15 protein-coding genes and 1 pseudogene are annotated in these 20,937 nt (G+C 62.0%); 10 read left to right on the top strand and 6 right to left on the bottom strand.

Translation table 11 applies throughout. From position 1 onward, the window contains the following. The first annotated feature begins 56 nt into the window (after positions 1 to 56). Together E5E96_RS19655 and E5E96_RS19650 are read left to right on the top strand one after the other, a co-directional pair. Positions 57 to 1,406: a leucine-rich repeat-containing protein kinase family protein gene (locus E5E96_RS19655; protein ID WP_171282905.1), complete on the top strand. Its 1,350-nt coding sequence runs from the start codon at positions 57 to 59 to the stop codon at positions 1,404 to 1,406. Between the two features lie 215 nt (positions 1,407 to 1,621). Continuing rightward, complete coding sequence (locus tag E5E96_RS19650; protein WP_171282904.1) at positions 1,622 to 2,275, top strand: thiopurine S-methyltransferase; 654 nt, start codon at positions 1,622 to 1,624, stop codon at positions 2,273 to 2,275. 308 nt (positions 2,276 to 2,583) lie between these two features. Here E5E96_RS19650 and E5E96_RS19645 read toward each other — a convergent pair whose 3' ends face one another. Beyond that, positions 2,584 to 5,358 carry an insulinase family protein gene (locus E5E96_RS19645; protein WP_171282903.1) on the bottom strand — a complete coding sequence of 925 codons (2,775 nt, stop codon included), beginning with the start codon at positions 5,356 to 5,358 and terminating at the stop codon, positions 2,584 to 2,586. Positions 5,359 to 5,520: 162 nt separating this feature from the next. Here E5E96_RS19645 and sixA point away from each other — a divergent pair, with 162 nt between their 5' ends. From sixA to E5E96_RS19630, 3 genes are all read left to right on the top strand, one after another. After that, positions 5,521 to 5,988 (top strand): phosphohistidine phosphatase SixA, encoded by a 468-nt coding sequence (gene sixA / locus E5E96_RS19640; protein WP_011705868.1) that lies wholly within the window; start codon positions 5,521 to 5,523, stop codon positions 5,986 to 5,988. Between the two features lie 133 nt (positions 5,989 to 6,121). Next, positions 6,122 to 6,328 carry a DUF1107 domain-containing protein gene (locus E5E96_RS19635; protein WP_016350921.1) on the top strand — a complete coding sequence of 69 codons (207 nt, stop codon included), beginning with the start codon at positions 6,122 to 6,124 and terminating at the stop codon, positions 6,326 to 6,328. A gap of 201 nt (positions 6,329 to 6,529) precedes the next feature. Beyond that, positions 6,530 to 7,447: a DMT family transporter gene (locus tag E5E96_RS19630; protein WP_045789645.1), complete on the top strand. Its 918-nt coding sequence runs from the start codon at positions 6,530 to 6,532 to the stop codon at positions 7,445 to 7,447. A 49-nt stretch (positions 7,448 to 7,496) separates the two neighbouring features. Here the strand turns inward: E5E96_RS19630 and E5E96_RS19625 are convergent, their stop codons facing one another. After that, complete coding sequence (locus E5E96_RS19625) at positions 7,497 to 9,113, bottom strand: peptide ABC transporter substrate-binding protein (protein ID WP_171282902.1); 1,617 nt, start codon at positions 9,111 to 9,113, stop codon at positions 7,497 to 7,499. A gap of 384 nt (positions 9,114 to 9,497) precedes the next feature. Between E5E96_RS19625 and fbp the strand changes: the two genes are divergently transcribed. Beyond that, the gene (gene fbp, locus E5E96_RS19620) at positions 9,498 to 10,532 is read left to right on the top strand and encodes a class 1 fructose-bisphosphatase (RefSeq protein ID WP_024943968.1); all 1,035 of its coding nucleotides are present in this window, start codon (positions 9,498 to 9,500) and stop codon (positions 10,530 to 10,532) included. 87 nt (positions 10,533 to 10,619) lie between these two features. Here fbp and mfd read toward each other — a convergent pair. Both mfd and E5E96_RS19610 read right to left on the bottom strand, forming a co-directional pair. Continuing rightward, positions 10,620 to 14,083, bottom strand: a pseudogene (gene mfd, locus E5E96_RS19615) (transcription-repair coupling factor). Between the two features lie 9 nt (positions 14,084 to 14,092). Beyond that, positions 14,093 to 14,668: a hypothetical protein gene (locus E5E96_RS19610; RefSeq protein ID WP_011705874.1), complete on the bottom strand. Its 576-nt coding sequence runs from the start codon at positions 14,666 to 14,668 to the stop codon at positions 14,093 to 14,095. Positions 14,669 to 14,744: 76 nt separating this feature from the next. Here E5E96_RS19610 and E5E96_RS19605 point away from each other — a divergent pair, with 76 nt between their 5' ends. The 3 genes from E5E96_RS19605 (at position 14,745) to lolE (ending at position 17,996) form a co-directional block, all read left to right on the top strand. After that, on the top strand, positions 14,745 to 15,980 hold the full coding sequence (locus tag E5E96_RS19605; protein ID WP_016350916.1) for a lipoprotein-releasing ABC transporter permease subunit: 1,236 nt from the start codon (positions 14,745 to 14,747) through the stop codon (positions 15,978 to 15,980). 76 nt (positions 15,981 to 16,056) lie between these two features. Next, a complete protein-coding gene (gene lolD, locus E5E96_RS19600) occupies positions 16,057 to 16,755 on the top strand; it encodes a lipoprotein-releasing ABC transporter ATP-binding protein LolD (RefSeq protein ID WP_020480138.1) in 699 nt (232 codons plus the stop codon). Continuing rightward, entirely contained in the window at positions 16,755 to 17,996 is a 1,242-nt protein-coding gene (lolE, locus tag E5E96_RS19595) for a lipoprotein-releasing ABC transporter permease subunit LolE (protein WP_171282901.1), read from the top strand. Before lolD ends, lolE begins: the two co-directional genes overlap by 1 nt. An 85-nt stretch (positions 17,997 to 18,081) precedes the next feature. Here lolE and yfbR read toward each other — a convergent pair whose 3' ends face one another. Together yfbR and E5E96_RS19585 are read right to left on the bottom strand one after the other, a co-directional pair. Further along, the gene (gene yfbR / locus E5E96_RS19590; protein WP_011705878.1) at positions 18,082 to 18,672 is read right to left on the bottom strand and encodes a 5'-deoxynucleotidase; all 591 of its coding nucleotides are present in this window, start codon (positions 18,670 to 18,672) and stop codon (positions 18,082 to 18,084) included. Between the two features lie 73 nt (positions 18,673 to 18,745). Then, positions 18,746 to 19,180: a YccF domain-containing protein gene (locus E5E96_RS19585; RefSeq protein WP_011705879.1), complete on the bottom strand. Its 435-nt coding sequence runs from the start codon at positions 19,178 to 19,180 to the stop codon at positions 18,746 to 18,748. A gap of 428 nt (positions 19,181 to 19,608) precedes the next feature. Here E5E96_RS19585 and tig point away from each other — a divergent pair, with 428 nt between their 5' ends. Further along, positions 19,609 to 20,919 (top strand): trigger factor, encoded by a 1,311-nt coding sequence (gene tig / locus E5E96_RS19580; RefSeq protein WP_016350912.1) that lies wholly within the window; start codon positions 19,609 to 19,611, stop codon positions 20,917 to 20,919. Positions 20,920 to 20,937 lie beyond the last annotated feature (18 nt).

Here is a 20,937-nt window from a genome sequence, read left to right as displayed (position 1 = left end):
GCCAACCACCGGCGGCGCCGTTGGCCGTGAGCCGGCCACCCGATAGAGACGATGTCATGCATACCCTGGAACAGCTGCGCGCAGGTGAACTCTGCGGCGCCCGCCACCTCAAACTCGCCGAAAACCTGATGGTGTTTCCACCCGAGATCTTCAGTCTCAAAGAGACGCTGGAGGTGCTGGATCTCACCGGCAACCAGTTGAGTCGGCTGCCTGACGAGCTGGCCGGGTTCAGCAAGCTGCGCATCATTTTCTGCTCCGAGAACCGCTTTACCGAGCTGCCCGAGGTGCTGGGGCGCTGCCCGGCGCTCACCATGGTGGGCTTCAAGGCCAACCGGATCGCCACTGTGCCTGCCGCGTCGCTGCCGGCGGGGCTGCGCTGGTTGATCCTGACCGACAACGCCATCGAGCGGCTGCCCGATGCGCTGGGTCAGTGCGGCGCCCTGCAAAAGCTGATGCTCTCGGGCAATCGCCTGCGCGAGCTGCCGGCAACCCTCGCCAACTGCCAGCGTCTGGAGCTGGTGCGCATCGCCGCCAACCAGCTCGAGGCGCTGCCGGATTGGCTGGTGAGGCTGCCGCGCCTCGCCTGGCTGGCGTATGCGGGCAACCCCCTCAGCGACAAACAGGAGCAGCGGTTGGGCCAGTGTGCCTCGGTGGCCGACATCCCGTGGGCTGCGCTGACGGTGGGCGAGCTGCTGGGGCAGGGGGCATCCGGTGTCATCCATCGCGCCGAGCTGGCAACGCCGGCGGGGCCGCGGGCGGTGGCGGTCAAATGCTTCAAGGGGGCCGTGACCAGTGATGGGTTGCCCCGCTGTGAGCTGGCGGTGTCGCTTGCGGCTGGCCGTCATCCCCATCTGGTCGGGGTCGAGGGGCGGGTGGGCGATCACCCCTCCGGCATTCCGGCACTGGTGATGGCGCTGATAGACCCAGATTTTATCAACCTGGCGGGGCCGCCGAGTCTGGACTCCTGTACTCGCGATATCTACCAAACCGATGCCCGCTTCACCCCGGCTGCGCTGCTGGCCATGGTGCAGGGGGTGGCGGGCGCTGCGCTGCATCTGCACGGGCGCGGCATCCTGCACGGCGATCTCTACGCCCACAACATGCTGCACTCCTTGCAAGAGGAGGGGCGACTGCTGCTCGGGGATTTCGGCGCCGCCTCCTGTTATGAGCGAACCGATGGTGAGCTGGCCGGCTTGCTGGAGCGACTGGAGGTGAGAGCCTTCGGCTGCCTGCTGGAAGAGCTGCTGGCCCGCTGCGTCCCCTGTGATGGCCGGCTGGATGCCCTGCATGCGCTGGTGGATGAATGTCTTGCCGAGGCGGTGGCGGCGCGCCCAGATTTTACCGAGATTGCGGCCAGGCTTGCTGCGGTGGCGCCGGTCATCTGCGCCGAGCCAGTTTTGCTCTGATCCGGCCCGCCCTGCCGTCGCGGTAGTAGCAGGCGCAAAGCAGGCGAAAAAGAGCAGGAGTGGATGACAAAAAGATGTCAAAAGGGGGCCTTGGGGCCCTTTTTTGTTTTGTTCCGCTTTTTTGGGCAAAAGTTGCGGCTGCCGCCTTGTTGGTGCTTGCGTGCAGCGGGCTAAGTTGTGATATTGAGTCATCTTTACATGACAGGGGTGACTGGATGGAAGCGGCTTTTTGGCATCAGCGTTGGGAAGAGAACCGGATCGGCTTTCATCAGGCGGATTTCAATCGCTGGCTGCAATCCTGGTGGTCGGCCCAGCAGCAGGGCGAGCCCGTGCTGGTGCCCCTGTGCGGCAAGTCCCGCGACATGCTCTGGCTGAGCGGGCAGGGCCATCCGGTCGACGGGTTCGAGCTCTCGTCCGTCGCCATCAACAGCTTTTTTAGCGAGAACAATTTGAGCGACACTGTGAGTGCAGAGGGGCCCTATCAGTGCCATCAGCACGACAGCCTGCGCATCTATGAGGGAGATTTTTTCGCCGCCCCCGAACTTGGCCGCCGCTATCGGCTGGCCTACGACAGGGCGGCCCTCATCGCCCTGCCGACCGCCATGCGCCGTCAATATGCCGAGCTGATGAGCCGGCTTATCGAGGCGGGTGGTCAGATCCTGCTGGTGACCCTGGAATATCAGCCGGAGCAGCAGCGCCAGCCGCCCTTCTCGGTGGGGGAGATGGAGGTGCGTACCCTGTTCGAGCGCCACTTCCAGGTCGAGGTGCTGGGGCGAGCGGCCGAGCTCGATCACCCCAGGGTGCTGTCGGGCCAGCTCTCCTACTTCGACGAGGTGGCCTATCGGCTGGTGCGTCGTCCGCTGGCCTGACCAAAAGTGTGAGCTGAGGCGATAAAATTCGCCATAAAGCTGCAGCTGGTTGACTCTTTATTACCTCTTTTGACATAGATCAACGTGACAAGGGAGGGGAGTGCCTAAGATGAGCCTGTTTCTCAATCACTGTTGTCATCGGCAGGCGCGCTCTGGTTTGGGACTGCCCGCCGACCATCAACTCAGTGTCTGATTTTCACGCTCATGTTCACTTTTGGCGGCTCTGGTCGCAATTGATTATGGTTTTTCCAGCCGACCCCACGGGGTCGGCTTTTTATTGGCTGCAAGAAGGGAAACAGGCGGTCTGATCAGGCCTCGAAGGTGGCGGCATTGAGCCTAAACGCACGCGGGTCGTCGATGAACTGGCCGGTGATGCGCTCGTCGTGCTCGTGGCCCTGGCCATAGCTGCAGAGGATCAGCCGATCCGACGTTCTCGATCTCAGCTGGGTGATAAAGCGCACCAGATCGGCGCGGCTCAGGTTGCCCACCTCCTCGCACACCCTTTCGCGCTGATCAAAGCCGAGATCCTTGTTGCCGATGCTGACCCACAGCCGCTGGCCGCGACTGCGCAGGTTGGCATCCCGCTCGCTCAGCTGGGCCTGCAGGCCCGCCTTGCTGTCCTGCCACTGGCGGGCGGTGAGTTCGAGCATGGCCAGCGGAAACAGGTCGATGAACTCCTCCACCGCATCCAGCAGGATCTGCGGTCCGGCCACCGGCGACTGGATATAGAAGATGAGGCCGGGATGGCGGTTGAGGGGCAGGTTGCCGGCCCCCACCACGTAGCCGAGCTGCTGACGGGTACGCAACTCGTGAAAGAAGGTGGAGGACATGATGTGGTTGGCCAGGGTGAAGCAGGCCAGATCCCGCGCCCGGGTGGTGCGCGACTGGTAGTAGACCAGCAGGGCCGAGTCTTCATGCTCGCAGCCCTGTTCGCGAATGAGGGTGCCCCTGTCCTGAATGGAGATGAGCGGGCGACGGGTCTCGGCACTGGGCTGGCTGTTGACGCCGAGGTGGCGCTCCAGCAGGGCGGCAAGCTCGAGGGCCTCGGCGGCGGTCCAGTCGCCGTGCACCAGGGTCTCTACGTGCACCTCGGCAAAGAGGCTGGCCACGAAGGCAGACATCTCGCCCAGCTCGACGCTGCGCAGGTGGCGCAGCAACTGCTCGAACGGGGGATTGTTGGGCTGCAGCAGGCTGGTGAGCTGGTTGAACAGCTGGGAGATGGGGCGCGCCTTGGACTGGTTGTCCCAGTTGCGAATGAGCTGCTCTTTGATCTCGCTAAAGCGGGCCGGATCCGGGTAACCCAGGGTGCGGTTGCCGAGGATCATGTCGAGCAGCAGCGGCTGCTTGTCGGCAAAGCCGCTCAGGTTGATGGTAAAGCCACCCTGGTGGGCATAGATCTGGTAACCAAGCCCCGCCAGCTCCGCCGGGTAGGTGAGGGCGTTGAGGTGGTCGGTGAGCAGCTCCACCGCGAGGCGAGCCATGGCGATGTGGCGCGGGCTCTTGACCGCATGCTCGCTGTCGATGGAGATGTAGAGGTTGCCCTTGGGCACGCTGAACTGATGCTCGTGCAGGTGCCAGAGCCGAAAGCCGGGCCGATCAATCAGGCAGGCGGGCATGTCGGCGGTGAGCTCGGGCGTGCGCACATCGAGCCGGTTGCTGATGAAGGGGTTGGGCAGCGGCAGGGCCAGCGCCGGATCCGGTTCGCTCTGCTGCCAGCGGATCTTCTCCGCCTCGGTGATGGTGGTCACGCTGTAGGGGGTCTGATACCAGCGGGCCAGCCGGTCCGTGCCGAGCTCCGGCGCCGTGATGGTCAGGCGCAGGTTGTGGGGGGTGAGCTTGGCGAGCAGGCGGCGAATGAGCGGCTCGTCGTATGCGCGCATCATGTAGTCGCCGTAGAGCAGGTCATCGGGAGCATAGCTGAACAGGTTCAACACCAGCCCGGAGACGGTGTCGAGCGCCCGGCCCCGCTCCTGGAAGCGGAAGGCGGATTCAAGCACGGTGCGCTTCTCGTCATAGCGCCAGGCTTCCACCCCGCCGCGCTCGATGAGCTTCAAGTAACCGAACAGGGCCGCCACTATCTCGTTGACGTGTTCGAGCCCGAGCGGGGTCAGCCCGAAGTTGACGCCAAAATCCTTGAAGTTGGCGCCGCTGATGCCACCGCCGGCGGAGAGCTGATTGACCCAGCCCTTCGCCTTGAGCAGGGAGAGCAGGCTGCCGTCCCCTTCGTAGCCGATGAGGTGGCTCAGGAAGGTGAGGGGTTTCTTGTCGTAATACTCGTCCACGTTGGGCAACGGGAAGGTGAGCGCAAGCTTGCGGGTCTCCTTGACCGGGTTGATCTGGATGCGAATGCCCAGGTCATCGAGCCGATAGAGGGGCATCTCGAGGGTCGGCGTTCCCAAATTGCGATTCAAAATGGGAGCGAAAAAGCGATCACACCAGCTGAGCTGGGTCTCGATGGTGGCTGGCGAGATCATCACCAGCGCCATGCGATCCGCGCTGTAGTGGGTTTCGTAAAACCGGATGAGGTCGGAGCGCAGATCCCGACCGGGCAGATCGGCCAGGGTATCCAGGTTGCCCACCGAGAATTTGGCGAAGGGGTGAGCGGGATTGACTGTCTCCTTATGCACCTGGTAGCTGCGGCGCACGTCGTCCTGCAGCTTGAGGCGGTATTCGGAGTCGACCGCGTTGCGCTCCTTGTCTACCCACTCGGGATCGAAGGTGGGGCAGATGAAGAACTGGGAGAAGCGGTCCAGCCCGGCCTCGAAGAAGCCGTTGTCGATCTCGAAGAAGAAGTTGGTGAACTCGGTGCCGGTCCAGGCGTTGTTGCTACCGCCATGACGGCTCATAAATTGCTGGTATTCACCTGGTTTGGGATAGGTGCAGGTGCCAAGGAACAGCATATGCTCAAGGAAATGAGCCATCCCCTGCCGGTCCGCCGGATCGTCGAAGTGGCCGGTGTTGACGGCCAGGGAGGCGGCAGACTTGTCGGTGTCGGGATCGCAGATCAACAAGACCCTGAGCCGGTTTGCCAGCTCCAGATAGTGGTACTGCCGATGGTCGTTGGGACTGGCATATGGGCTCATTGGCGCGTGACTCTTGTTGGATTTATTTGAATTTAAACATGATTATCGACCCCGCTACCCGGTGAGGCAAAACCTTTTCTGAGAGGTAGCGCAATTGTTTCCCCCGGCATGGCGGGGTAAGATCCCCCCGCTATCAAAACAGGCCCGTTGGGCGAGGTTGTAATGAAAATCTACATCATGCGTCATGGCCAGGCTGGCATGAATGCGAAAACAGATGAACAGCGTCCACTGACCGAGCAGGGAATCGAAGAGTCCATCCACATGGCCCGCTGGTTGGCCCCCCAGCTTGGCGACAAGCTGGATCGGGTGATCCACAGCAACTATCTGCGCGCCAAACAAACCTGGCAGAGCATATGCAGTGAATTACCCAAGGCTGGGGCCGTCGAAGAGAGTGGTGACATCACCCCCTATGGCGATCCGGCCTTCGTGGCGAGTTACCTCACCGCGCTGGCGGCCAAGCACGACAGCATCCTGATGGTGAGCCACCTGCCGCTGGTGGGATATCTGGTGCAGAGCCTCTGTCCGGCAGCCGGTGCCCCCATGTTTGCCACCTCAGGTCTGGCCTGTATCGAGTGGCAAGATGGCAAGGGGGTCTTGCTCTGGTTGGAAGGACCACATACAATACGCTAAAAGTTAATAAAAAGTTATAGATTGGTTTTTTGGGGAAGAGAGTCGCGATTTTTCCGGATTTTTATACAGAATTTACGGAATTATTTCGCAGAAGCTGCTGTCATACGGATACAACTGCAAGAGGTTGCAAACGATGAGAGTGTTCAAGAAGTACCTGCCGCTGATGGTGGCAAAACATGTCAAAACCTTCTTCAAGGGGCGGATTTACATCCACGGCAGAGGACGCTTTGACTTCCAGTCCGGCCTGCTGATGATGCCCACGTCGGCGGACATTCCCCACCGTCAGACCGTGGTCGAGGTCAACGAGTTGATCTCGAGACTGCACATGGATGCGGCGTGATTGCTTCGTCACCTCGCTGATCCGCGTCATGCCCGCCACCGTGCGGGCATGACTGTTTTTGGGCTACCTCCGGCCTCTTCAGCGCTGTTCGAACCCCCTTTTTGTCAGGCTGTTCTGGCTTGGCGGCGCGGTGCTTGCTAATCCTGTTGACCCCCCTATACTGCCGCCAGAAATACCCGCTGCTTTTTTCTGGATATAGCGATGCCACTTGCCTTCTTGTTTCCCTTCTCCTGCATGGCCATCTGGGCCGGCAACGCCATCGTCAGCAAACTGGCGGTGGGCGTGCTCTCGCCGGCGGCGCTGGCCTGGTCGCGCTGGATGGTGGCCGCCATCATCTTGACGCCGTTCCTTGCGCACCGGGCCTGGCGGGATCGCGCCAAGCTGCGCGCCGGCTTCTATCAGCTGGCGGCGCTGGCCCTGCTCGGCATGGTGCTCAACCAGACCTTCGGCTATTACGCGGCGCAGACCCTGGGGGCCACCGAGATCGGTCTGATGATGGGGCTGACTCCGCTGATGACGGTGCTGCTCAGCATCTGGTTGCTGCGTGAGCGTCCCACTTGGGGGGCGCTGCTTGGTGGCGTCATCTCCATCCTGGGGCTGGCGATTTTGCTGGGGCAGGGGGATCCCGCCCGCCTCTTTACTCAGGGCATCCACATCGGCTCCGTCTACATGCTGCTGTCGGCGGGCACCTATGCGCTCTACAGCGTGTTGCTCAAGAAGTGGGATCTGGGGCTCGACAACTGGTCCATGCTCTACGGCCAGGTGCTCTGCAGCCTGCTGTTTCTCACCCCGTTCTACCTGCTGGTGGACGGGCAATGGCCGGACGGCCGGGCGCTCTGGTTGATCCTCTATGCGGGGATCCCGACCTCGGCCTTGTCGCCCTGGCTGTGGATGCAGGGCATCGCTCTGCTCGGGGCAAGTCGCACCGCCATCTTCATGAACCTGTTGCCGGTGATGACCGCCGCTCTGGCCATCAGCTGGCTTGGCGAGAGATTGACCAGTTATCATCTGATCGGTGGCGGCATGACCCTGTTTGGGGTACTGCTGGCCCAGTTGCTGGTGCAGCCTGTGGTGCTGCGCCGGCGCAGGGTGGCGTTGGCCGCCTGCCAGGACGAGTGAGAAAAAAGACCGCCGAAAGGCGGTCTTTTTGTCTGCGGGATGGTGAACCTTATTGCGCGGTCAGATAGAGGTCTTTCGAGTAGACCAGATCCTGCGGGTTCTGATAGGGGTAGCCCTTGATGTTGGGTTTGAGCAGGCGGGACTTGACGTAGAAATAGACCGGGGCGATGGGCGCTTCTGCATCGATCAGGGCCTCGGCCTGCTGATAGAGCTGGTTGCGTTCGGCCGGATCCCTGGCGTCATGGGCCTTGGCCAGCAGGGCGTCGTACTGCTTGTTGAACCACTTGCCGCTGTTGGCGCTGCTGCTGGAGGTCATGATGTCGAGGAAGGTGGAGGCATCGTTGTAATCCCCGTTCCAGGCGTAGCGGCTGACCCCGAAGTCCCCTTCGTTGAGGGCCGACACCATGGTCTTCCACTCCATGTTGTTGAGCTTGGCCTGCACCCCCAGGTTGTGTTTCCACATGGAGGAGATGGCCAGTGCTATCTTCTTGTGCCCCTCGTTGGTGTTGTAGAGGATATCCACATCCAGCGGCTTGCCCGGGCCATAACCCGCTTCGGCGAGCAGCGCCTTGGCCTGCTTGATCCGCTCCTCCTTGCTCATCTGCTCGCTGGCCGGTCGCTTGAGCTCGAAGCCGTCCACTATGGGTGGTGTCAGGCTGAAGGCGGAGATCTGGCCCTGCCCCAGGATCTTCTCGGTGATGGTGTCCCGATCGATGGCCAGGGAGAGCGCCTTGCGCACCTTGGGGTTGTCGAACGGTTTTCGCTGGGTGTTGAACACGTAGTAGTAGGTGGCCAGGGTCGGCACGCTCACCAGCTCCTGCGGGCTCTGCTGCTTGAGCTGCTTGTACTGCTCGAGCGGATAGCTGGTGTAGTGCAGCTCGCCGGCGCGATAGCGGTTGTAGGCGGCGGTGTCGGAGACTATTTCCAGATAGAACACCTTGTTCAGCACCGTATGCTGGTTGTCCCAGTAATAGGAGTTGCGCTCGGAGATGAGACGCTCGTTGGGGGTCCACTCCTTGAGCACGAAGGCCCCGTTGGAGACGATGTTGCCAGGCTTGACCCACTCATGACCGAACTTCTCGATGGTTGCCCTGGGCGCCGGGAAGGTGGTGTAGTGGGAGAGGGTCTTCAGGAAGAAGGGCACCGGGTTTTTCAAGGTGATCTGCAGGGTATGGGCATCGAGCGCCTTGATGCCCAGCGTATCCGGGCTCTGCTTGCCCTGAATGACCTCGGCGGCATTGGTGACGCCGGTCAGCTCGATGAACCAGGCGTAGTTGGAGGCATTCTTGGGATCCGCCGCCCGCTGCCAGCCATAGACGTAATCGGCCGCCGTCACCGGCTCGCCGTTGGACCATTTGGCATCGGGTCTGAGCTTGAAGGTGTAGACGGTACCCGTGGGATCGAGCTCGTAGCCAAGGGCGCCGGCAAGCTGCAGCTTGCCGTCCCCGTCCAGGGTGTAGAGCCCCTCGAACAGGTCGTTGACGATTTCGCTGCCCGCTGTCTCTTCCACCATCTGGGGGTCGATGGAGGCGGGTTCGGTACCTATGTTGCGGATGAAGGTTTGCTGTTCTGCCGGCAGCAACTGGGTACCGGCCGGTACCTGGGCTGCCAGGGCGGGGAGTGCGAACAGGGCGGCAACCGTGCCGGCAATGAGTGTCCTTTTCATTGAATATCCTTATGTTTTTTTGCTTCCAAAGCCGGGCCAGTGTGCGGGATTGATGGTGAGATCTCAAGAGGCAGACAGGTCTCCCATGGCATGTGTCCCAGATAGGGGGCATGGCGGGGATCTTGCCACCCTCATGGCGACATCTTCGTGAGTTTTTGCCACGAATTAACATCGAAAAAGTTACCGATTGAAACCAGTTTGAGGGCGATTTCGGGCGAAAAAGGTGGGGGGGATGTGCGTTTATTCAGCGGCTTAATTCGCTGCAAAAACAAAAAACAGGCGTTACATTAGGTTACAAAACAAGGCTGCCGAGGATCGGCACTTTTTTTGTCTATGCGTGCAAACGTTTTCAAAGCCAACGGAAACGATCTTAAAGGAACAATAATGCGAAACATGATCACCATGGGCGAGTTCATCGTCAAAAAGCAGGCGGATTATCCCACCGCGACCGGCGAGCTGACCTCGTTGCTCAGCTCCATCCGCCTGGCCGCCAAGGTGGTGAACCGGGAGATCAACAAGGCGGGGCTGGCGGACATTATCGGCTCCATGGGCGCTGAAAACGTGCAGGGCGAGGTGCAGCAGAAGCTGGACGTCTACGCCAACGAGCGCTTCAAGGCGGCGCTGGAAGCCCGTGGCGAAGTGTGCGGCATGGCCTCCGAAGAGGAGGAAGACTTCGTCTCCTTCGATTCCGAGCTCTCCCGTCACTCCAAATACGTGGTATTGATCGACCCCCTCGATGGCTCCTCCAACATCGACGTCAACGTCTCCGTCGGCACCATCTTCTCCATCTACCGCCGGGTCAGCAAGCCGGGCGCCGGCGTCACCCTGGAAGACTTCCTGCAGCCAGGCAACCGCCAGGTCGCCGCCGGTTACGTGGTCTACGGCTCCTCGACCATGCTGGTCTACACCACCGGCTTTGGCGTCAACGGCTTTACCTACGACCCTTCCATCGGCTGCTTCTGCCTCTCCCACGAGAACATCCGCATTCCGGAGGAGGGCAAGATCTACTCCATCAACGAGGGCAACTACATCAAGTTCCCGGACGGGGTAAAGAAGTACCTGAAATATTGTCAGGAGCGGGACGAGGCGACCCACCGTCCTTACACCTCCCGCTACATCGGCTCCCTAGTCTCCGATTTTCACCGCAACCTGCTCAAGGGCGGCATCTACATCTATCCGTCCGGCACCAACTCGCCCAACGGCAAGCTGCGCCTGCTCTATGAGTGCAACCCCATGGCGTTCCTGGTGGAGCAGGCCGGTGGCAAGGCATCAGACGGCTTTGGCCGCATCATGGACATCCAGCCCACCGCGCTGCACCAGCGTACCCCTTATTTCGTGGGTTCCACCAAGATGGTGGATCGGGCCGAGGCCTTTATGCGGGAGTTTTCCGCCCACGAGAACCCGGCCAATCAGGCATGACGGCCAGCGTCACGGGATAAAAAAACGGGAGCCATCAAGGCTCCCGTTTTATTTGGGCGAGCGGCTGGCCGCTCCATCACCGTCCCCTCAGGGGCTGGCGTGGTTGGCGAGATCCGCCAGCAGGCCGTCCACCAGCTTGAGGCGCATGGCCCTGTCCTGGGTGGGCACCTGGAAGCGCAGCCGGGTCGGCCCGTCCATCTTGTAGATGCGCGGCTGCTCTGAGAGGAGTTTAACCAGATAGGCAGGGTTGACCCTGGTCTCCTGGGTAAAGTCCAGATAGCCGCCACGCTCGCTCATCTCCACCCGGCGAATGCCCAGCGCCGTGGCGCGCTGGCGGAAGGCGGCCAGCTCCAGCAGGGTTTTGGTCGGCTCCGGCAACAGGCCGAAGCGATCGATCAGCTCCACTTTCAGTTCGCGCAGCTCCTGCTCGTCCGCCGCACTGGCGATCCGCTTGTACATGGAGAGGCGCATGTTGACGTCCGGGATGTAGTCGTCCGGTAACAGCGCAGGCAGGCGCAGCTCCACCTCGGTGTGCTGGCTCATGAGTTGTTCGAGCGACGGCTCTTTGCCCGATTTCAGCGCCTCGACCGCCTGCTCCAGCATCTCCATGTAGAGGGTGAAGCCGACCGATTCAATCTGGCCGCTCTGATCGTCGCCGAGCAGTTCGCCGGCGCCGCGGATCTCCAGATCGTGGGTCGCCAGCGCAAAGCCGGCGCCGAGATCTTCAAGGGACGCAATGGCCTCCAGCCGCTTGGCCGCATCCTTGGTCATCAGCTTGGGATGGGGGGTGAGCAGGTAGGCATAGGCCTGGTGGTGGGAGCGGCCGACCCGGCCCCGCAGCTGGTGCAGCTGGGCCAGACCGAGATGATCCGCCCGATCCATGATGATGGTGTTGGCGCTCGGCACGTCGATGCCGGTCTCGATGATGGTGGTGCAGACCAGCAGGTTGAAGCGCTGGTGGTAGAAGTCCGACATCACCAGCTCGAGCTCGCGCTCACGCATCTGGCCGTGGGCGATGCCGATGCGCGCCTCCGGCACCAGCTCGGCAAGATCTGCCGCGCACTTCTCGATGCTCTCCACGTCGTTGTGCAGGTAGTAGACCTGGCCGCCACGCTTCAATTCCCGCAGCACTGCCTCGCGGGTGACCGCCGGCTCCTGCTGGCGCACGAAGGTCTTGATGGCGAGCCGCTTGGCGGGCGGGGTGGCAATGATGGAGAGATCCCGCATGCCCGACATCGCCATGTTGAGGGTGCGTGGAATGGGGGTGGCGGTGAGGGTGAGGATGTCCACGTCGGCCCGCAGCGCCTTGATCTTCTCCTTCTGGCGCACCCCGAAGCGATGCTCCTCGTCGACGATGAGCAGCCCCAGATCCTTGAAGGTGAGCTCGGCGCCGAGGAGCTTGTGGGTGCCGATGATGATGTCGACCTTGCCCTCGGCCAGCTCTTTCATCACCGCGGTCTGCTCCTTGGCGGAGCGGAAGCGGCTCAGTACCTCAACCCGGACCGGCCAGTTGGCGAAGCGGTCGCGGAAGTTGTCGTAGTGCTGCTGGGCGAGCAGGGTGGTGGGCACCAGCACGGCCACCTGCTTGCCGCCGTGCACTGCCACGAAGGCCGCCCGCATCGCCACTTCGGTCTTGCCGAAGCCCACGTCGCCGCACACCAGCCGATCCATGCTCTTGGCCTGGCACATGTCGCCGAGCACCGCATTGATGGCGTTGAGTTGATCATCGGTCTCCTCGAACGGGAAGCCGGCGGCAAACTGGCGATAGGCCTCGCGGTCGTGCTTGAAGGCAAAGCCGTGACGGGCTGCCCGCATGGCATAGACATCGAGCAGCTCGGCCGCCACGTCGCGCACCTTTTCGGCCGCCTTGCGCCGGGCCTTGACCCAGGCCTCGCCGCCAAGCTTGTGGCTGGGCGGGTTGTCCGAGCCGGTATAACGGCTGATCAGGTGCAAACTGGTGACCGGCACGAACAGCTTGTCGCCGCCGGCATATTCCAGAGTCAGAAACTCGGTGGGCAGGCCGCCGGCATCGATGGTTTCCAGCCCCAGATAGCGGCCGACCCCGTGGTCCAGGTGCACCACCGGCTGACCCTGGGTCAGCTCGCCGAGGTTGCGGATCACCGCATCGGAGCTCAGGTTCTTGCTCTTCTCCCGTTGCCGTTTGCTGCGGATCTTGCCGCCCAGCAGTTCGGTCTCGGTGATGAGCGCCAGCTCCTCTTGCCCCGGCTCTCGCAGCAAGAAGCCGCGCTCGAGCGGTGCCACCAGCAGGCCGTGACGGGCCTTGCTGGTGATGAAGGCATCCAGTGACGCGAACTCCTTGGGCTGCAGCGCGATGCGGGCCAGCAGATCGCCCAGCACCTCGCGCCGCCCCTCGGACTCCACCGCAAACAGGGTGCGGCCGGCAAAACCTTGCAGGAACTGGTTGAGGGCTAGCAGCGGCTGCTCCTTGCTGTGATCGAGCTGCAGCTCGGGCAGCGCCGAGATCGGCAGGTTGTGCTGGCCCGCATCACGGGCGGTGTGCGCCTCCTGCAGCCGCACGGCCGCGTACTGGCCGAGCGCCGCAAACAGCTGTTCTACCGGCAGATAGATCTGCTGGGGGGGCAGCAGGGGACGGGTATTGTCCCAGCGCCTGTCCTCGTAGCGTTGAGCGATGTCGTTCCAGAAACGCTGGGCGGCGGGGTAGATCTCCCCCACGGTCAGCAGCAGGGTGTTCTCTGGCAAGTGGTCAAACAGGCTGGCGGTCTGCTGGAAGAAGAGCGGCAGATAGTACTCGATGCCGGCGGGCCAGCGCCCCTTGCTCACCTCCTGATAGACGGAGCCCTCGGCGCGGGAGATCTCGAACTGCTCGCGATACTGGCCACGAAACAGCTCGATGGCCCCCTCGTCGGTGGGAAACTCCCGGGCTGGCAACAGGCTGACGCTCTTGACCGGCTCGCTGGAGCGCTGGGTCTCGGGGTCGAACGGGCGGATGGAGTCCACCTCGTCGTCGAAGAAGTCGATGCGATAGGGGCTGCTGCTGCCCATGGGGAAGAGATCGAGCAGGGAGCCGCGGGCGGCAAATTCGCCGTGCTCCAGCACCTGCTCCACCGCCACATAGCCCGCCTCGGCGAGACGCGCGCGCAGCTGCTGCAGATTGAGGCGCTGGCCGCTTTTCACCATCAGGCTGTATTTGTCGAGATAGACCCGGGGGCCGTGCGCAGCATCAGGGTGGAGATGGGCACGATCAGCACGCCGCTGCTCATCTGCGGCAGCTTGTAGAGGGTCTCGAGCCGCTGGGAGATGATGTCCTGATGGGGGGAGAAGGTGTCGTAGGGCAGGGTCTCCCAGTCCGGGAACAACAGCACCGGGCAGCCGGTGTCGGCCAACAGGTATTGCAGTTCCTGTTCGAGGCGCAGGGCGCTCGGGGTATCGGCGGTCACCAGCAGGACGGGGCGATGAGCCTCCTGGGTGAGGCGGGCGGCCATCAGCGAGAGGCTGCTGCCTGTCAGCTGGCCGAGCGTTAACTTTTGGCCCGCCTTGGCGGGCAAGGCAGGAAGCTTCATTGGCATCATTCGATTCTTTTAACGTTGACGGTCTTGCGCACGAAGTTTGAGTTGTTTGGATTGGATATGCAGGCTGGCACGCACCAGCAGTTCGCGGTCATCCTCGCGGATCCGCACATAGTCGAGCATCACGTGGGTGCCGTGTTCGCTCGGTTCCAGCTGCTTGACCTGGCCGTAGCAGTAGATGGCGGAGGCCTCTTCGCGCAGGAAGATCTTGAGCCGCACTATCTGGTGCAGGTGCGGCACCTCGCCGTGGCCCTGGCGCGGATGCAGGTAGGTCAGCTGGCCGGCGCCAAAGCGCAGGGTGTGGAAGCGATGTTCCGGATGATCCTGCACCGACAGCACATAGCCCATGATCATGTCGATCTTGCGCGACTGCTGGTTGATGATCTCCACCAGATCGTGCATCGAATCGTTCTGATTGCGGATCAGGCGGCTGGTCACCATGTCGATGGAGGTAATGGCGGAGGCGATGCGAAACGGTTCGGGCAGCTCGGCCTCCAGTGCTTCCAGCGAGGGCAGATGAAAGTCACCGGGCATGGGGATCACATTGACCGGTGTGGCATGGGTGACACTGAAGAACTGTTCCTGCATGGAGGCTATCCCTTGTTGTCATAGACGGTTTCCCTTTATTATCCGGTATCTTATTTTGTTGGCAATGTAGATATCCTTGAAGACTGGACTTTTTCAGCCACTGTCGCTGGCCATCGGCCTGCGTTATGCAGGCTCGCGACGCAGCAATCGCTTCGTTTCATTTATCTCCCTGTTTTCCACTTTCGGCATCGCCATCGGGGTCGCCGCCCTGATGGTGGTCATCTCGGTGATGAACGGTTTTGAAGGGCAGCTCAAGGGGCGCATCTTGGGGGTGATCCCCCATGTGGTGGTGACCAGCCCGGCGGGGCGCATCGATGCCGCGCCGCAGGGCCTGCCCGACCTGGCCAGGCTGCCGCACGTGATTGCCCACGCCCCCATGCTCGACAGCGAAGGCATGTTGCAAAGCCCCGGTCAGCTCACCGGCGTCAGCGTGCAGGGCATCGATCCCGCCCAGTGGCCCAAGGACGACATCCTGCACGCCCAGATGCAGATGGGGCGTCTGGATAGCCTGCAGGCGGGCGAATACCACATAGTGCTGGGGCAGGGGGTGGCCAATCGCCTCAAGGTCTCCATGGGCGACCAGGTCCGTCTGATCCTGACCGAAGGCACCCGCTTCACCCCGTTTGGCCGGGTGCCGGCCCAGCGCCTCTTTACCGTCTCCGGCATCTTCGGGGTCGGTGCCGACGTGGACAGCCAGGTCGCCCTGATTGCGCTGGGGGATGCCCAGCGCATGCTGCGGTTGCCTGCGGATCAGGTGGGCGGCATCCGCCTCTGGCTGGATGACCCCTTCGCCGCCGACGAGGTGGTGAAGACGGCGCTGCCGGACGGGCTGGAGTGGCAGGACTGGCGCCGCGAGCGCGGCGAGCTGTTCCAGGCGGTGGCCATGGAAAAACGGATGATGGGGCTGATGCTGGTGCTGATCATCGCGGTCGCTACCTTCAACATCCTCTCCGCCCTGGTGATGGTGGTGACCGACAAGGAAGGGGAGGTGGCCATCCTGCGCACCATGGGCATGAGCGAGGCCGGCATCGTCAAGATCTTCATGGTGCTGGGGGCCTCCAGCGGGGTCATCGGCGCCCTGTTCGGCGGTCTGGCGGGACTGGCACTCTCCATGGGGCTCAACCCCTTGCTCGATGCGGTGGGGCTCAACCTCTACATGACGGCCGGCGGCTCGGGCCTGCCGGTCATCGTCGAACCCGCCCAGGTCGTGACCATTTTGCTGGGCGCCGTGCTGCTCAGCTTCAGCGCCACCCTCTACCCGGCGGCCCGTGCGGCCCGGGTCAAACCGGCCGAGGCGCTGCGTTATGAATAATTCATCTTCTGTTGTTACTGGTGCCGGTGTTGCTGCCGGCGCCAGCGTTGTTACAGGTGCAAGTGGAGCCTCCTTTATGAATCAATCCGTCTCCTGCGAGCCGCTGCTGCGCTGTCAGGCCCTCAACCATGTCTACAAAGAGGGCGATCTGGAGACCCAGGTACTCAAGGGCATCGATCTTAGCGTGGCGCCCGGCGAGATGCTGGCGGTGGTGGGCAGCTCGGGCTCCGGCAAGACCACCCTGCTGCACCTGATGGGAGCGCTCGACAACCCTTCCAGCGGCGCCGTGCTGTTCAAGGGGCAGGACATCCATCGCTGGGACAGCCGTACCCAGGCGAAGTTTCGCAATCAGGAGCTGGGTTTCGTTTACCAGTTCCACCACCTGCTCTCCGAGTTCACCGCGCTGGAAAATGCCGCCATGCCGCTGCTGATCGCCGGTGAATCGGTGAAGAGCGCGACCGACAAGGCGAGCCGGATGCTGGGGCGGGTAGGGCTCTCCCACCGTCTCAACCACCGACCGTCCGAGCTCTCCGGTGGCGAGCGCCAGCGGGTGGCCATCGCCCGTGCCCTGGTCAACGAACCCAGCCTGGTGCTGGCGGACGAGCCCACCGGCAACCTGGATCACGCCAGCGCCACCGCCGTCTATGAGCTGCTCTGCGAGCTCAACCGCGAGCTCGGCACCGCGTTCGTGGTGGTGACCCACGATCTCAGCCTGGCAGCCAAGCTCCATCGCCGGGTGACCCTGGTGAGCGGCGTGATGGCGGAGGTCGCCTGATGTTCAAACCGCTGCCCCTGTTTCTGGGCCTGCGTTACAGCCGCTCCCGCCGTCGCAACGGCTTCATCGCCTTTATCTCCGCCTCCTCCCTCATCGGTATCGCCCTCGGGGTGATGGCGCTGATCCTGGGGCTCTCCGCCATGAACGGCTTTGAGCGGGAACTCAAGAACCGGGTGCTCTCCGTGGTGCCCCACGGCGAGCTGATGGGGATGGAGGCACCACTCCCCAACTGGCCCAAGCTGCGGGACTACCTGCTGGCCCAGCCCGGAGTGGAGGCTGCCGCCCCGGTGATCCGGCTCGACGGCCTGCTGGAGCACGGCAGTGCTCTCAAGGGGCTGCAGGTGCGCGCCGTGCTGCCGGAGCTCGAAGCCAATCTGTCCGATGCGGGCAACTACATGACGGGCCGCGGTCTGCGCGAGCTGGAAGCCGGCGAGCATGGCCTCATCCTTGGCAAGACCATCGCCGACAAGCTGGGGGTCAAGATAGGGGGCACTGTCACCCTGCTGCTGCCCCAGGGCGGCGATGCTGCCGGCATCAAGAACCCGAAGCGCGAGTCTCTCACCGTGGTGGGGCTGCTCGAGATTGGTGGCCAGCTGGACGGTGTGCTCGGCTTCATGCATCTGGCGGATGCCCAGGCCATCACCGGCATGGGCAGCGCGGTGGAGGGCTTCAGCCTCAAGGTGAACGACGTGCTCAAGGCGCAGTCCATCACGGTGGCGGCCGCCCAGAAGTTCCCGCACTACGTCTACATCAGCAGCTGGATGAGCCGCCAGGGTTATCTCTATCAGGACATCCAGATGGTGCGCACCGTGATGTACGTGGTGATGCTGATGGTGGTAGCGGTGGCCTGTTTCAACATCGTCTCCACCCTGGTGATGGCGGTGAACGAGAAACGCAGCGAGATCGCCATTTTGAAGACCATGGGGGCGAGCCCGGGCCAGATCCGGCTTACCTTCGTCATTCAGGGGATGGTGAACGGGGTGGCGGGTGCCTTGCTCGGCGCCCTGCTGGGCGGCCTGCTCTCCAGCAAGCTGACCCAGATCCTGGGTGTCATCGAGAAGCTCATTGGCCATCGCTTCCTCAACCCGGACATCTACTTCATCGACTTCCTGCCGACCGAGCTGCACATGCAGGACTTGCTCATCGTGACCGGCGCCGCCATCCTGATGAGCCTGCTGGCCACCCTTTACCCCGCCTGGCGGGCGAGCGGGCTGGTGCCGTCCCGCGAGTTGGGGCACTGATAGGCGGCATCTTGCTGCTGATAAAAATGAAGGGCCCGCCGGTGCAAACCGGCGGGCCCTTCTGTTTTTGGGGGGTATGTCTGGTTTAGTGGGCGTTGAGTTCATCCAGCGGCAGCGAGAAGCTCGCCACGAAGATGTCGATGAAGTAGCGCATCTCGTCGCTCATCCGGGCCGCCAGCATCTGCTCGAGGCGCTTGCGCGCCGGCTCGAACTCCCGGTTGCCGGCGTTAATCTCTTCGAGACACTTGGTATAGGCGCAGAGGGTGTCGGCATCCTTCACCAGTCTGGCCAGCTCGCCATCCTGGGCTGCCGAATCAAGCAGTGGGCGAAAATCCTCGACCAGCTCCGGCGGCAACATGCCGAGCAGGCGCTGCTCGGCGGCCAGCTCAATCTTCTTGTATTCGCGGGCAATCTCGGGATTGAAGTACTTGACCGGGGTGGGCAGATCGCCGGTCAGCACCTCGCTGCTGTCGTGATAGAGGGCCATGACGGCGGCGCGATCGGCATCCACGCTGCCACCAAAGAGCCGGTTTTTGATGAGGCCGAGGGCGTGGGCCACCATGGCCACCTGCAGGCTGTGCTCGGCGATGTTTTCGGGCTGGATGTTGCGCATCAGCGGCCAGCGGTAGATGAGCTTCATGCGGGCGAGATTGGCGAAGAAGTGGCTGGGCAGCATGGATGACCTCGAAGATAGCAATGAAAAAGGGCAGACCCTAGTCTGCCCTTTTTTACGGCTGGCGGCATCGCCTTCAGCGAATATAACGGCCGGATTCGGCCTCCTGATTGGTGACGATCATCTGGCCGATGGGGGCCAGGCTGATGAGCGCCAGCTTGAGGTGCTGGATGCCGAACGGGATGCCGACGATGGTGACGAAGCAGGCTAGCGCCGAGGCGATGTGGCCGATGGCCAGCCAGATCCCGATCAGCACGAACCAGATGATGTTGCCAATCAGCCCCATGGTGCCGGTGCCCATGTCGCTCAGACCGGTCATGGTCTTGCGGTTGACCGCCTGCTTGCCGAACGGGAAGAAGGTGAAGGTGCCGATGACGAAGCAGGCGCGTCCCCAGGGGATCCCGATGAGGGAGATAAAACAGATCAGCCCGGCCAGCCACCAGGCCAGCCCCATGAAGACGCCTCCCAGTACGAACCAGAGCAGATTGAACAAGAAGCGGAAAAAGGCCATGTCGGTGACTCCAGACTTATCAAGATGGCTGCCACCATAACGAGCGATGGTCATAGACGCAATGGTTGAAGGGGCGGGGTGGACAATTTGGGTCGCAGGGGGTGAAAAGAGACCGCGATGGAGAGATATGAGGTGAAAAAGTAGGCTCTTGCACGAAAAAAGGTGAGCAAGTGCAAATTCTTGCGGCTTGTGTGCTTGAAGTCGGCCCCGCTATTCCCCATATAAGGGGCAGTTTGGCGGGAATTGTGCCATCCCCTGCCCGGTTGGGGGACGTGTGGCTCGACTCGATCAAAGTGCGCCGCTATAATGTCGCGTCATATTTTCTCATCACAAAGACAGTCGTTGTCTTTATAAACAGGAAGACTCCGGGCTTTGCCCAGGGGCAATAAAGGGTCAGCACGCAGTGCTGAGTTGAACGAGGTAGAAGAATGCAAGTTTCTGTAGAGACAACCCAGGGTCTGGAACGCCGTCTTACCATCACCGTACCGGCCGCTACCGTTGACGCCGCCGTGCGCAAAGAATTGAACGGCCTGGCCAAAACCCGTCGCATCGACGGTTTCCGTCCTGGCAAGGCTCCGGTTGCCATCATCAAGAAGATGTTCGGCGCCATGGCTCATGCTCGCGTTGCTGACGAAATGATGCAGAGCAACTTCATCAAGGCCATCATCGAAAACAAACTGAGCCCGGCCGGTGCCCCGACCATGGATCCGAAAGAGATCCAGGAAGGTCAGGACTTCGAATTCACCGCGACCTTCGAAGTGTACCCCGAGTTTGAAGTGGCTGGCCTCGAGACCATCAAGGTCGAGAAGCCGGTTGCTACCGTGAAGGATGAAGATCTGGCCAACATGATCGACACCCTGCGCAAGCAGCACGCTACCTGGAGTGAAGTGGACGCCGCCGCTGCCGATGGCATGCGTGTGACCATGGACTTCGTCGGTTCCATCGACGGTGAAGAGTTCGACGGCGGCAAGGCCGAAGGCTTCAACCTGGTTCTGGGTGCCGGTCGCATGATCCCGGGCTTCGAAGACGCCATCATGGGCAAGAAAGCAGGCGACGAGTTCACCATCGACGTGACCTTCCCGGCTGACTACCACGCTGAAAACCTGAAAGGCAAAGCCGCCAAGTTCGCTTCCAAGCTGAACAAAGTTGAAGAGCAGATCCTGCCTGAGCTGACCGAAGAGTTCGTCAAGCGTTTCGGTATCGAGAGCGGCAACGTTGAAGAGCTGAAAGCCGAAGTGCGAAAGAACATGGAGCGCGAACTGGCTCAAGCCCTGAAAAACAGCGTGAAAGAGCAGGTTCTGAACGGTCTGGTTGAAGCCAACCAGATCGATCTGCCGAAGGCTGCCGTTGCTCAGGAAATCGATGCCCTGCGTCAGCAGGCGCTGCAGCGTTTCGGCGGCTTCCAGGGCGGCAACGCTCCTGAACTGCCGGCCGAGCTGTTCCAGGGTCAGGCCGAGCGTCGCGTACGCGTAGGTCTGCTGCTGGGCGACGTGATCCGTACCAACGAGATCAAGGCTGATGAAGCGCGCGTCAACAGCATCATCGAATCCATGGCCACAGCCTACGAAGATCCGAAGGAAGTGATCGAGTACTACCAGAAGAACGAACAGATGCTGAACGGCGTTCGCAACCTGGCAGTTGAAGATCAAGCCATCGACCTGATCCTGTCCAAGGCCCAGGTGACCGAGAAGGAAGTTGCATTTGACGAAGTGATCAACAAGTCCGGTGCCGCTGCCTAAGAACATTTGACTTAAGGT

It is taken from the genome of Aeromonas sp. 1805, assembly GCF_013085525.1.
GTDB classification, from domain to species: Bacteria; Pseudomonadota; Gammaproteobacteria; order Enterobacterales; family Aeromonadaceae; genus Aeromonas; species Aeromonas hydrophila.
This window is presented reverse-complemented; position numbering and strand designations above follow the sequence as displayed.